The 13,151-nt window shown below is 47.4% G+C and carries 12 protein-coding genes; 6 read left to right on the forward strand and 6 right to left on the reverse strand.

Annotation, left to right across the window (positions count from 1 at the left end; genetic code table 11):
* Positions 1–188: 188 nt before the first annotated feature.
* From JWQ54_RS23940 to JWQ54_RS23945, 3 genes are all read left to right on the forward strand, one after another.
* Positions 189–749, forward strand: a complete 561-nt coding sequence (locus JWQ54_RS23940) for a helix-turn-helix domain-containing protein (protein WP_299590133.1) — start codon at positions 189–191, stop codon at positions 747–749.
* A 200-nt stretch (positions 750–949) separates the two neighbouring features.
* Positions 950–1,210 (forward strand): phage integrase SAM-like domain-containing protein, encoded by a 261-nt coding sequence (locus tag JWQ54_RS29250; protein ID WP_367187134.1) that lies wholly within the window; start codon positions 950–952, stop codon positions 1,208–1,210.
* 99 nt (positions 1,211–1,309) lie between these two features.
* Complete coding sequence (locus JWQ54_RS23945; RefSeq protein WP_299590134.1) at positions 1,310–1,876, forward strand: site-specific integrase; 567 nt, start codon at positions 1,310–1,312, stop codon at positions 1,874–1,876.
* A 200-nt stretch (positions 1,877–2,076) separates the two neighbouring features.
* Here JWQ54_RS23945 and JWQ54_RS23950 read toward each other — a convergent pair whose 3' ends face one another.
* On the reverse strand, positions 2,077–2,235 hold the full coding sequence (locus JWQ54_RS23950; RefSeq protein WP_367187132.1) for a DUF1810 family protein: 159 nt from the start codon (positions 2,233–2,235) through the stop codon (positions 2,077–2,079).
* On the reverse strand, positions 2,222–2,506 hold the full coding sequence (locus tag JWQ54_RS23955; protein ID WP_299590136.1) for a DUF1810 family protein: 285 nt from the start codon (positions 2,504–2,506) through the stop codon (positions 2,222–2,224). Before JWQ54_RS23955 ends, JWQ54_RS23950 begins: the two co-directional genes overlap by 14 nt.
* A 197-nt stretch (positions 2,507–2,703) precedes the next feature.
* Between JWQ54_RS23955 and JWQ54_RS23960 the strand changes: the two genes are divergently transcribed.
* From JWQ54_RS23960 to JWQ54_RS23970, 3 genes are read left to right on the forward strand one after another with little or no spacing between them, the layout of a single operon-like run.
* A complete protein-coding gene (locus JWQ54_RS23960; RefSeq protein ID WP_299590137.1) occupies positions 2,704–3,744 on the forward strand; it encodes a hypothetical protein in 1,041 nt (346 codons plus the stop codon).
* 2 nt (positions 3,745–3,746) lie between these two features.
* Positions 3,747–4,859, forward strand: a complete 1,113-nt coding sequence (locus JWQ54_RS23965; protein WP_299590138.1) for a S8 family serine peptidase — start codon at positions 3,747–3,749, stop codon at positions 4,857–4,859.
* Positions 4,860–4,870: 11 nt separating this feature from the next.
* Positions 4,871–6,883: a hypothetical protein gene (locus JWQ54_RS23970; protein WP_299590139.1), complete on the forward strand. Its 2,013-nt coding sequence runs from the start codon at positions 4,871–4,873 to the stop codon at positions 6,881–6,883.
* On the opposite strand, the gene JWQ54_RS23975 is transcribed toward JWQ54_RS23970, so the two are convergent.
* Genes JWQ54_RS23975 through JWQ54_RS23990 form a run of 4 tightly spaced genes read right to left on the reverse strand, consistent with a single transcriptional unit; the run spans position 6,872 to position 13,084 of the window.
* Entirely contained in the window at positions 6,872–7,816 is a 945-nt protein-coding gene (locus JWQ54_RS23975; protein ID WP_299590141.1) for a hypothetical protein, read from the reverse strand. The genes JWQ54_RS23970 and JWQ54_RS23975 overlap by 12 nt on opposite strands.
* Positions 7,813–11,118, reverse strand: a complete 3,306-nt coding sequence (locus JWQ54_RS23980; protein ID WP_299590143.1) for a hypothetical protein — start codon at positions 11,116–11,118, stop codon at positions 7,813–7,815. Before JWQ54_RS23980 ends, JWQ54_RS23975 begins: the two co-directional genes overlap by 4 nt.
* A complete protein-coding gene (locus tag JWQ54_RS23985) occupies positions 11,115–11,783 on the reverse strand; it encodes a hypothetical protein (protein WP_299590145.1) in 669 nt (222 codons plus the stop codon). Before JWQ54_RS23985 ends, JWQ54_RS23980 begins: the two co-directional genes overlap by 4 nt.
* Positions 11,753–13,084 (reverse strand): hypothetical protein, encoded by a 1,332-nt coding sequence (locus tag JWQ54_RS23990; protein ID WP_299590147.1) that lies wholly within the window; start codon positions 13,082–13,084, stop codon positions 11,753–11,755. The genes JWQ54_RS23985 and JWQ54_RS23990 overlap by 31 nt, the downstream gene beginning before the upstream one ends.
* Positions 13,085–13,151 lie beyond the last annotated feature (67 nt).

The following is a 13,151-nucleotide window of genomic DNA, read 5'->3' on the forward strand; positions in this document are numbered from 1 at the left end:
GTTCCTCATATTACTATTTGTTCCTCATTTTTATGTCAATCTAAATCGTTGTGACTATCAGTGATTAAATGGCACTAAACAGCACTAATCTATACAAAACGCCGCAAAAATGAGGGGAAATAACACTTGATATCTATACTTAGAGTTTTCATAAGCTAAGCATTGATTAGATTGTGAAAATTTAATATATGAGTTCAAACTTCACGATCAAAAGAAAATGTGTGCATTGTAAAAAAACATTCGATGCCAAAACAACCGTTACGCGATACTGCGGCAAACTATGCAATAAACGGCACAATGCTGCCAAACAAAGAAATGACAAGTTAGAAGCAGAAAAACAGCGGCGGCCGATCATTTTGTCTCCACAAGTAATCCAGAATATTCAAGGCGTGGAATACTTAAATACCCAAAAAGTAGCGCTCCTGCTTGGCGTGTCACGCAATCTTATCTATCATTTAATAAATACGGGTAAGTTGAACGCCTATAACCTTTCAATTCGAAAGACGATAGTTCTTAAAAAGGATATTGATTTACTATTTCAGACAAGACAGCTTTTAGTCATGCCCAATAGTAAATTGCCCAAAACAACCGATTGTTATAACATGGGAGAGCTTCATGCAAAGTTCGGAATGTCTGAAAGTGCGATATATACTCTAATAAAAAGATACGACATAGCGAAGTTCCATATAGGGAGATTTACCTATGTTAGTAAAAAAAGCATTCATCCATTCTTACTCAATCAGAACTAATGTCAAAGGTAGCAATAAGAAAAAAGCCATTAACTAAAAACCGAAAATCCTTGTATTTGGACTATTCACCTCCAATCTTCAATTCATCAACAGATAAATTTCAGCGGTTTGAGTATTTAAAATTGTTCGTCTATAATGAACCTGCTAATAGAATTGAGCGGATACACAACAAGGAAACCATACTTTTAGTAGAATGGATGATGCTAAAACGGCAACTCGATGTGCAAAATAAGAGATTTGGTTTTTTATCTGATTCCATTAGGAGAGATAGTTTTCTCAATTTTTTCAAAAAATACACTACTAAGCGTCAAAAGGTAGGCTCAGATAATATGGCTATGACCTTTCGTTATTTTGAAAACTTTGTTAGTAAGGGATTAAAATTTTGCGACCTGAACGAATCGATCTGTGAGGGTTTCCGGTCATATCTTTTAAGTAGTCCTGGAATCAGCTTCAGGGAATAACCAATTTCAAGAAACACTGCATCTAATTATTTCGTAAAATTTCGTTCTGCATTAAAAGAGGCCTTCAGTAAGGGGTTACTCATAGAAGATCTTTACTCTTTGGTTAAGCCTATAAAAATCAATGAAACGCATAAAGAACGTTTGGAATTGGAGGAGCTTCAAAAGTTAATATCGACACCAATTAAGCCTGATCTAATGAAGCGCGCGGCTATTTTTTCTGCATTGACCGGCCTAAGATTTTCTGATGTAAAAGCGCTGAAATGGTCGGAGCTTAGAGGACGGCCAGGGAAATACTATTTACAATATCGCCAACAAAAAACAATGGTGGCTGAATATATGCCAATATCTGATGATGCCGCTAACTTATTGGGAAATAGAAAGGACGGCGATGAAGTTGTTTTTAAAAGTTTCACTTATTCGTCGATCAGGATCTTCCTGGTAAGGTGGCTTGCAAAAGCTGGCATTGATAAAAACATTACATTCCATTGCTTTAGGCATACTTATGCTACTTTACAACTTGAATTTGGAACGGACGTTTATACCGTTTCAAAAATGCTTGGTCACAAGCACATCAAAACTACTCAAGTTTATGCAAAGATCGTAGATAGAAAGAAAGATCAAACTGTAAATAAAATCAAAATAAATTTGGCTAGGTTGATTGATTAGGTTAATTCCATAGAATTAATAAGGGCTGGTTTGATTCCCGGCCCTTATTAATAGGTATTGATTAACTCGTTAAGCTATTAATAGCATGGCGTTGGAAAGGCTACTAATTTGACTCCAATATTTTCCTAAGGTTTGCCGGCGGTCAAGGAACTGATCATAGAGTTGAGAACCGATCCGAAAAAAGCGCAGGAGGCATTTGATCAACTTGTCGCAGTCTTGCCTAATAGTTCGAGGGTCACTTGATCGGGCCGGCCTTCAAAAAATCGGTCCAAGACGGTTTGAAAGATCGGGTAGCTGGCCGGAACAGCAGCGAACAGGGTCATCGATGACTGGAGCTTGAGGTCGTCAGGGTGCCCCATAATAATTAAAGGATCGGTAATGGGTAATGAAAGCAAGACCTTCGTGATCTCGATCAATCGTTTGCCCCAAGATCGGGTGTTGCAGATAGTCCTGGGCTTCCTGCAGGTCGTCGATGCCATAATAAATAGCATTATGACTATAGCCGAGACCCTTAAGCTGGGGAAAAACGAACCATATCCAATGGCTGCGTTTGCGGCCGTTACGGATCTCGCTGAGAGCTTGAGAGTAAATCAAAGCCTGCGCATCTATAAATCGCTGGAGTTCGCTCATAGGGTAAAGTTAAGCAATAAATTACAGGTTCATTAGCTATGCAGTTTGGAGCGCATGTGTTCCCGGACGCTACCAACTGGTAATTTTTTTTATAAATATTTTATATAGCGTGATATTATTATAAATAATATATTCCTATCTTTAAGCGACTTAAAACCAATGGGTTAAAATTAACCCAGGCTATAAATGCTTATCACATGCTGGACAACACCGTATTAGAGGTCGTGATCGGCCTTACTTTCATTTATTTATTGTATAGTTTATTGGGTACGCTTTTGCAAGAGATCGTGGCAACGAATATCGGACTAAGGGCAAGGTTACTACAGTATGCGATCAGGCGGATGTTAAATGACCAGACCCGGAAAAAGGATAAAATAGCTATCATAAAGAAACACGGTGTGCCCGAGCCGACCTTGCTGAGCGAGGCTTTTTATGGTCACCCCTTGATCAAGTACCTGGCGTCTGACGGTTGGTGGCCTTTACAAAAGATACCAGCCTATATCTCCAAAGAGACCTTTTCCAAGGTGATGGTGGACCTGTTACGGGGTTGTGAGTTACAGCCTGGCGATGTTTATAATGCACTGATCACCAAAAGCTTGAATGATGGTAAGATCGCCTGGACCGATCATAGCTTTATTTGCACGCAGACACTGAGTTATCTCAAATCTCTTTGGATCGATGCGCAGGGCGATGTCGTCAAATTCAAAATGCTGTTAGAGCAGTGGTTCGAAGAAATGATGGAAAGGACGACAGGCTGGTATAAGAAGTGTACGCAACTTGTTTTATTGGTTATTGGCGTTGGGATGGCGGCGGTCTTTAATATTGATACGGTCAAGATCGTTAAAAAACTGGAACATAGCCCCAAATTACGGGCGCAGGTGGTTGCCCAGGCGAATGACTATGCCAAGGCACATCCGCAGGTGGCTGATGGTCAAACGCCGGCAGCCTCTCAAAAAGTACGGGATAGTTTGTATAACCAAGCAGCGGAAGTGGTGAAGGGCGATGGTGATGTGGCCAAGGTGAACGAACTATTGGGGCTTGGGTGGGACAATAAAGACAATACGGATGGTACGACTTGGCTTGGTTGGTTATTGACCGCTTTGGCGATTTCCCTGGGTGCACCATTCTGGTTCGATCTGCTGAACAAGCTCATGAAGCTACGAAGTTCGACCGCGACCAAGAAAGACGATACGCAAACGAAGGCCGGGGAGATCCCTGCAACACAAAGAGTAGGCTAGCGATGAAAGTAACGGTCAAAGATAAATACCTGAATGTGCGGGTCGGTAAGCCTTTACTGAGCGCACCGAGTTACCAGTATATCGCACCGGGTAGCCAGATCGAGGTAGATGGTAAGCTGTATCCGGGCGACCCTTATGAAGGGAACGCGAACTGGTTAAAGGATGCGGCTAATAACTATTATTGGGCGGGAGGGGTAAGTGGCCTGCCCGGTGCTGTTACGACGGTGGCTGGCAAAACCACGTATGGTTGGTTCAATCGTTTGAATATCGCGCAGGTATGGAAGGACTACAGTACGCAAGGGTCAGGGGTAAAAGTGGCGGTGTTGGATTCGGGTTATTCGGTGACCAATGCCGACTTAAAAGGAAAAATTACGGCAGCAGATACCCGGATCGTGATCACTGGTCCTGAATATTCAGCTACTTCGTTAAAGATCAATGATGAGAGCAAGGTAAGACACGGTACGCGCTGCGCCTCGCTGATCGGGGCAGCGAACACCAAAGCTTCGGTTGTCGGCATCGCGCCTGGCTGCGAATTGCTGATCGCTAAAACAAGTGTGGATCGGGAGTTTCTGAAAAAAGACTATTTGTTGACCGCGCTAGATTGGGCCATCGGACAAGGCGCTGAGATCATATCGGCTAGTCTGGAGTTCGATCTTTCGGCTCAAGAAATCTTATCATTCGACCAACATATCCGGAATACGATCGGTAACAAACAAGTTTTGCTTTTCGCGGCGGCCGGTAATACGAGCGGCATATCGCAAAGGATCATTAATTATCCGGCCAACTTAAAGACTTTCGTTTCTGTCGGGGCAACCACAGAGTCTGGGATCCTTAGTCCCATTACCGCCTTGAACGATGTGACGACGATCCACGCGCCAGGCGAACGCGTCGAGTCTTATGGTCCCGGAGAGGTGATCACCCCGGATGATGGTACAAGTTTTTCAACGCCCATCGTGGCAGGGGTCGCTGCATTAGCGGTCAGTTACTTAAAAACAAAAAATGGCACCTGGAATAGTGCGGATCTGTTAACACAGATCTATGCGACCGGTGACAGGATACCTGGTGAAGCGCTGAAGAAACTCATTAACCCCGTCAATCTTTTCAAATCCTTTTAACCCTCACGCATATGAAAAAAAAATCACTAACGCTGCTTTGCTGGTGCCTTACCTTGACCACATTCGCGCAGCAAAAGAGCTTGTTCAGCCAGGCCGCTTCGATCTACAGCAATAACACCGCCGGAACTACCATTTATACGATCGATGCGGCGATGGCTACTGACTTGCAAAATTTATTTTCGGGAATGGATAAAACCCAGATCTCGGCTGCTTTGTCAGCTAACCCTTTTATCACTGGGAAATTGCAGATCAGCCCTGCCGCCGCCGCAGCTTTTGCGCCGGTCAATTCCGCAATCAGCGGCTTGGGTAGCCTGGACGTCACTAATTTCGCTAACGCGATCGCCAGCTTGATGATCGACCGGGCCAAACAAGAATTGACCCTGGCTTTTTTTGAACGTTTGTCGGATTTCTCAAAGAAATATCCGGAATTCCAAACCATGTTTCCCAAAACCTATGATAAAATGCGGAATCTCTTATCCTATAACTATCCGCAAATGTTACCGGCCCTGCGTGACGCGTTCTTTGCTGACCTGGAGCAGCTCACGTTTAACCTGGAAGCTGTGCTGGAATTACCCAAGTATGCTACTTTGAGAGCTAACTTTCGTGAGATCAAGATGGCTATACAAACCTTGAAAGTGATCCATGAACTTGAACAGGGGCATACACCCGCAGAAGTGATCGCCGATGTAGATAAGGCGCTCACGGACATCGAAACTGATGGCACCCTGGTCAAAGGGAGTGAAGGCTTTACCAATGTTGTAGCGACCGTACATTTTGCGCAGGTTTTTTCTCAAAGTTTGCAGGATGCTGACGGGCACAATATCTGGATCACATTGGATCAAGCGAAGCAATTGATCACCGATGAGAACTTTGCCCGGATCTACCTCGCTTTGCTATATCAACAGGTCAGCAATAAGAATTTGACTTATGTTTTTAAAGGTGTATCCACGCCTATCGTTGATCTGTTAAAACAGAATGCAAATAATATCTTGATCTTCCAAACCAAGATCTCCCAGTTTCTGACCTTGGCTGTCAAAGTACAGCAGGCGTATGATCAGATCAGTACTACCTTACCGATCGGTACCAAACCGACGCCGGAGCAATACTATAACTTTATCAATACTTCCCTGGATGCGATCGACTTTACGGTGAGTGTCGTGAAAATTATCGATCCGAAACTCCAGCCCGATGATTATTTAGCGATCGCGCGCAAAGCGAATGCGTTGTATAAGGATATCTATTCCAAACAGTATACCCAGGCAGTAAGTGATGGGGTCGATATTATCGTCAGCGTTCAGGAACTCACCAAGTACGATAAAAAGACAGTGGTGGTCAATGTAACTGGGGCTCCCGATTACAAAACCGCCTCCAGTGACTTGGAGGCTTTTGTAACCAAGGTAAAGCCCTATGCTTTGTTCATTGGCAATGTAGTTGATGCCAAAAGCGAGGATGATATTAAGGCGGCCTTAAATAATGCGATCTTGCCGGTGGGCAGTTCGTCGATCAAAAAGAACACATCCAATAATTTGTCGATCCAAACGTATTTGGGAGCTTACGATTCCTGGTACAACGCCCGGCCGGATGCGGCCAGGGCATGGTCGAACAAATATGGAGTTTATGGGCCGATCGGCTTGTCTTATACACCAGGCTTTTTAAGTTGGGGTAAATGGGGTTCTTTGTCTTTATTTGCTTCCGTATTTGACCTGGGTGCGATCATTGATTATAAGTTGAAGCAAAACCCAACGACAAAGACCAGTACGAATCCAGCGACAGAATCAGCCACTTCAAAAGATTATTCGGTCAATTTGGGGCAGCTGTTTTCACCAGGTATCCATGTGGCTTACGGCTTCCTGGGCAACATCCCTTTATCGCTTGGCATCGGCGCTCAATATGGGCCTGGACTTGCCTCGGTGGATGCGGCGGGCAATACCAGTGTGATCAACCCGAGCTGGCGGTATAATATTTTCCTGGGTGTGGACCTGCCGTTCTTCAATTTGATCAATAAATCAAGATCAGGAAAGTGAGCGGTACATTTCCGCCAGGTCGTTGCTTTCTTCTTCGATCCAGTGGTCGGTATGGATGAGTTCCTGGATCAGGTCGGTTTGTTGCGGCGTAAAATCTGCGGCGATGAGCCCTGACAGCGGTTTATGCATTTGCCAGCGACTGTTGTGGGCGAAAGAACCGGAAGGCAGGCGATTGTGGCCGCTGCTGGGCGATAAGAGGGTAAGACCGGCACCACGGACCTGTAGCCGCGCTTTGATCCGGGAGAAAATAGATAAGCCATCATAGTCCCAGTCGCAGGAATAATAGATCGGGCGCTGCAGATCGATATGGTCGATATCATTGATGATGCCGATGTTGTTACCACCGACCTGCCAGAGTTTGACCTTGAGCTCCGAAGCGAGCCAAGGTTGCTTTAAAAAGGAACGGTTCTCGCAGAGGATGACAGCTTCCGGATGGGTATAATCGACCACAAAGCGCCACTGGAACTCCTTACTGTTTTGCGGAAAATCAGTCACCCCCAAGATCTGCAAAACCGCGTTGCGTACACTGCCTTTTTGCTTGAGATACTTGGAGCCCGCGAAGTCGAAGATCTTGGCGGAAAAATCCTCTATATTCGTCAGTTTAGCCGCCAGTTCCTGGCGGTTCTCCCAAATGAACATGAGGGTCTGGATATCTTGTTGGCTAAAGGTCTTACGGGCATCCGCACTGAGCGCGGTCTTGTCAAAAAAGTTTTGATAATAATCGAAGGTCGCAGCGATATGCTTTTGGTAATAGGCAGCATATTGTTCCGCGGCAACGAGGATATGCGGCTTACCATGTTTACGGTCCAAAAGCTGTAATTGCAGCAACAGGTATTTGATAAAATCATCCCCTTGCACCTTGGCAGCGGTCTGCCCGCTGCTGTAAAGCGTATGCAGGGCTTTTAGTACGGGCCAGTCGATCTTCCTATTCATAATTCAAAGCCATCAGCGATCCGGTCGGTGATCCGCCCGTTCGCAAAAATAGCGAATGGCGCCACATAGCTTTGCTCATCGGCCGCCCGGTTGTCGTGTAAGATATAAATATATTGGTCGGTCGCATTGATATCGCCCGCGGTCTCGATAGACATTGTGATCAGCTGGTAATTGTCCTTATGCGCCAATTGGTTGAGCATCTCGTAATTGCCACCCAAACCTTCAGCCTCGTCGATAGGGATGAATTTCAAACCGGTGCGTTTTTCATCCTGAATGAGGGAGAGCCTGGCTAGGCAGAGCAAGGCGTTAGCCGTGTAAGTTTGCCCATTACTGCCCGCGTTATTTTGGCCATCGTCTGTTTTGATCTCGAACTTGAGGTCGAAATAGGACTTGGGGTTGAGCAGTTCCTCCGGCGTCACTTTGGCCGTGCCACCGCATTCCCGGAATACCTCGACCATCATTTGGTTGATATCGACTGCTTTATAGAGTTTTTCGAACAGGCCCTGGTTATTGAGCTGTTCGCTCAGGCGTTTGCGGAAGGTCACCATCCAGCTATCCGGAAAATCGACCGATTTGGTATAGGTCAGCGAAGCATGGTGGCCACCCGTAATCGTGTGGTCTTTATTTTTGAGGTAATTGTTGATCTCATGCACCTTGCTGAGATATTCATTGTAGACATTATAGACCGCCGAAAATACCCGGTTCAATAGCTCGATCTTACGCGAACCGATCATCATCACATCTTCCATGAGTTTACTCAAGCGCCGGTCGATCTGCTGAGCGATCAGGGCTTCATCCACCTCGCTGGTCGGGAAGACCGTCGGTAATAATTTGTTGGCCAGCACACCCAGGGAATGGTCCTCCAGTGCCGTTTGATCTTCGATCTGCCGGCCTGCGTTCTCATATAAAGTAATATACTTGACCTCCGCATCATCACATTGTTTGGTCAGACCGGCGGGGTCAGCCGCTTCTACCGGCACTTCCGGCGGCTGGAACTTTTCGCCGAAGCGTTTGAGGTACAGGACCTGCGCTTCCTCCCATTTGACCTGCGCCTCCTCGAACCGGCGATCGGCCGCCGCCAGTTTGATCTTGAGCACACCTTGTTCGGTATCATGGTCTGTCTTGAGTTTGATCAAAGCGCTGCGCGAAGGCTGCGCGGCGAAGAGCCTGGCTTCGAGTTGCTGGATATAGCTGTGCGCCCGCTCATATTCAACGATCAGGTCTTCCAGTTCGTCTTCCAGTGCTTGTTGCTGGCGATCATAACCCGCGATCGCCGTTACCGGATCGATCTGTCCGTAATTGTCCGCTATTTCCTTGTTGGTCCGGGTGAGGTGACCTTGCTGGGTTTGCGCCTCGTTTTGCTGGCCGGCCAGTTCCAGATAGGCGTGGTCCAGCGCGTCCTGCGCATCCTTCCAGTCGGTCAGCACCTGGACCTTGTTTGCATATAAGTTCAAGCGCTGCGCAAAGTCCTGCGCGTTCAGTTCGGCCACGGCATGAGGGACGTAGGCGTCCAGGTCCTTATCTTTGTAAGCTGCGATCGCCGCTTCCAAACCCGTAAAGGCCTGTAAAGCATTATACAGTTGTTGGGCCTGTTCCAATTTGTCACTGAGCAAGGCCAATTCTGCCAAGGCGTTTTGCTGGTCAATTCGCAGCGTTTCTTGTAATTGCGTGCCGTCCGGCTGGTCCAAATAGCGGACAGGAACGTAATCGACCCATTCGTAAATACCCGATAAGTTCAACCAAAAGCCGCTGGGCAGTATTTTGGGGATGTCCGGCTGATAGAAAAGGGTTTCGGGGAAAGGAAGGTATCGCGGCTCTTCCCTTGTCTCGGGCTCCGTGCGAGACAGCTGCTGAAAGTGCATTAACATACTTTCCTTTTCATGACTGACAGGAAATGCGAGTTCTGCGATGGCCCAAGCGGCCAAAGACGAAAGGTTGTTCAGATCAGAAAAAGCCAGAAACAACTGCTTTTCCGCGATCTGCTGGGTAAGCTCCTGAAGCTGCTGGAGCTGAGCGGATTGCGAGCGCCAGTTCGCATTTTCAAAAGCTTCGAGCAGCTCACCTTTTTTGAGATAAGCGATAAATTCTTCGCGCAAGGCATGATCGCGGTTTTTTTTGCGGGCCCGTTCATAATGCTCCTGCAAACCTTCAGCACTAGTCCGGAGTTCCAGCAGCCAAGTGTCTAGCTCTTCGATGGCCTGTTTTTCTTTTTCGGGTCGTATGACTTGCCCTTTGGCCACCGCTACGGCTTCTTCGAACGGCAATAAGCGCCGTTCGTTTTGGGCGATCTGCTTTTCATAATGCGCTTTGTCGAGCAGCAAACGCTGGAGTTCGGCGCGTTCCAATTTGTTGAGCCGCTGGTCGGCCAAATTGGAGCTGAATCGTGCCTGACCCATCTCGCCTTTAAGCTGGCCCTGTTCAGCAGCTAAGCGGGCGTGCTGCTGGTACCAAAAGCGCGCGCTGTTCAAAGCCAGGTCTTGCCGCAGGGAGCGCAATAGCGCGAACTGCGCTGCCACCCCCTCGATCGCCTGGTGTTTTTCCCGGATCAGTCCGATCTCCTGTTGATAGCGTTCGTGTTGCTGGTAATCGGCGCTGATGTTATTGACCTCGTCGCGGTATTTTTCCATCAGCAGGAGCTGGTCTTCGTTCCCGAACAAAAATGTTTTCAGCGCTTCGGGCTCCGTATCAAAACCCTTACCCCGCGCAAAAGAGCGCAGGATCGTGGCATAACTTTTTAAGGTTTGCTTGTTGCTTGACAGGTCCAGCGCGAGAATATTGTTCTTGTACAGCAACTGCTGGTATTTTTTCAAAGGCAGGACCTTCAGGTAATAGGGCGAAAGGAGGTTCTGCAACTCCTCGGCAGCAACGACCTGCCCGTCCTGGAGGAGGGCTTCGTACAAGACCGGGCTATCCATAGGGACCAGCGTGTCTTCCCAATCATAACCATTTTGGATGATAAAAGAGCGCATTTGCGCCGCGGAACTTTCCAGGTAGGCGCCCAAGGTGATAAATTGACGAGGCCCTTGCTCGATATTCAACAAGATATAACCCCGGCTATAAGCGCCGGCTTTTTTCTCGGCTAACATCCCCCGGGGATCACGGACCTTATTGCCTTCTGTACCGGAGCGGAAGACAGCTGTCCCGACCAGCAGGAGCTGGATCATATCGGCGATCATGCTTTTCCCACTACCACTTTCCCCGCTGAAATCGGTCCGCAAATGATGGAACCGATAGTTGGCGTTGAAATGCTGGCGGATACCTATCGTCGAGATACTGTATATTTTAGGGTAGATACTACTCATGCCTGGTCCTTTTTAAGTAATTCATCGATGGCCTGGATCTGCGGGTAATACATGCGCCGGAGCCGCTCGAAAGAAGGCTGATAGCTGAAACGGTCCCGGTCCTCTTCCTCGCGGGAGACCCAGCCAAGGGATTCAAACTCGGCGAAGGCTTTATGGACCATATCACTAAAACGGTCCTCACTAAAATCAGAATTGGCATCGGGCAGGATCTTGTTCAGCAGCCATTGTATCTTATGCACCAATTCATCATATTCCTGATATAGCAACTGGATAAAATCCGTAATGCGGTCAAGTTCGATATTGGCATCCAGCTTATAGACCTTAAAGAGCAGTATGCCTACCAGGATATGTTCCGTCTTCAGGTAATCGCGGTTATAGGCGGGCAGGTTACCCCTGGACCCTTCGGCAAAATCGATATAATAATAATTGTCCAGGCTTTCATCACTGCGGACCAGCAGGACATCAAAAAGATCGGCATAATAAGCGCAAAGCCCTTCGAAATGATTTTCCAGGAAACGGTAAAGCGCCTCGGGTGAAGGATAATTACGCTGGATATGCATCCCGCTCTTGAGCGCGTAATCCAGTTTTGCGAATACCTTCCGGGCCTGCTTGTCCTGCAAAAAGGCATAAGGGCTCAGTTCTTTTTGCTGATCTTCATTTTCCATAAGCTGATATCGCTGGGTAAAAGGGGGATATAGGTTTCGGTCTGGACCTCGATACCGAAACGGCTCCGGTCCTGGACCTCTTTGATCACACGGTGGGCGGTACGGACAGGGATCTGCAAGTTCCCTTTTTCCTCCGCCAGGATATGGTAAAAGAAAGCCGAGAAATCGATCTCGCCTTGTTCTTCGATCAGGCGCAGCGCCTCGTTCGCCCAGTAAGTGATGCGGTTGCGCAGGTACAGCACACGCTCATTACCCGCCATCATTTGTCTGGTCCGCTCCGGATCGACGGCCCGCACGATGGCCGGTTGCGGCGGTTTGGGTAACAAGTCCCTTTCGGGCACGATGCAAAAGCAGCTGACCAGATCCGCCCTTTTAAGCGCAACGGCCGGAATATCCGGCGGTAAAGTCAAACGCTTGGGCCCGCCCGGGCTGCGCTGATATGCGGAACGGTCCAGCAGGTAATGGATAAAACGGTCTGTTTTCCTATCCAGCTCGCGCTGGTTGAAATCGTAAATAAATTCCCGGAGCCGCGGCTTGATCTTGTCGATACGCAGGCTGACCTGTTCCAAATGGGAGCGGACCTGTTCATTATAAGTGCGGACGAATTTGATGTTATCCAGATAGGGGTAGGCCTGATCACTTTCCAATAACTGCTGTAAAAGTTCGTCGATATCAAAGGTGACCTGGAAAGCATTGGTCAGATCGGAGGCCTGTTTTTTGATTGCTTCCAAGTTCTTTTCGATGCTATCGATAAGCTGGATGATGGACTCATGCTGGCTCTTGACCGTATAACGAAACAGTTTGACCGATTCGGCGACTTGCTGGTCGAGGATCTCGATCTGCTCGGCCAGTTCATTACCGCGCTCCGAAAAATGGTCCTCGACCCAGGTATTCAGGTCGCCGTCTGTGCCGCTCAAACTTTTTTTCAGTTCGTCAAGCAAATAATTGAATATCCGTTTGATCTTGGCCGGGGAGTAGCTATCGAGCAGGCGGTTATTGATGCGCTTACAAAACTCCAGCCCATATTTTTTAAAGCGGTAGACCTTGCGCTCGCTATCCCGCCATAAAAAGAATTCCTGCAAACGGATCACGACCTGGTTCTCCCGTTCGTATTCATTACGGCCCTGGGGTTTGCCCAGATCTTTATTGACCTGGCGAATGATATCGATGATCTGGTCCTCGGTAAATTCCCCGCCCTGATAACGGTTAAAAAGCGTCAGCAAGATCAAGCCCGCATCCTTTGGCGGGACCAGTTGGTTATAATGCTGCCTGGCTTCTCTTAATAGGTCGGATAAAGGCATTAGGGATGAGGTTTAAAAGTTAAAGCTAAAAAAAATAATAGGAAATAATACCCAGGAATATATTTAT

The sequence above is a fragment of the Mucilaginibacter sp. genome, assembly GCF_028288225.1.
Lineage (GTDB): Bacteria > Bacteroidota > Bacteroidia > Sphingobacteriales > Sphingobacteriaceae > Mucilaginibacter.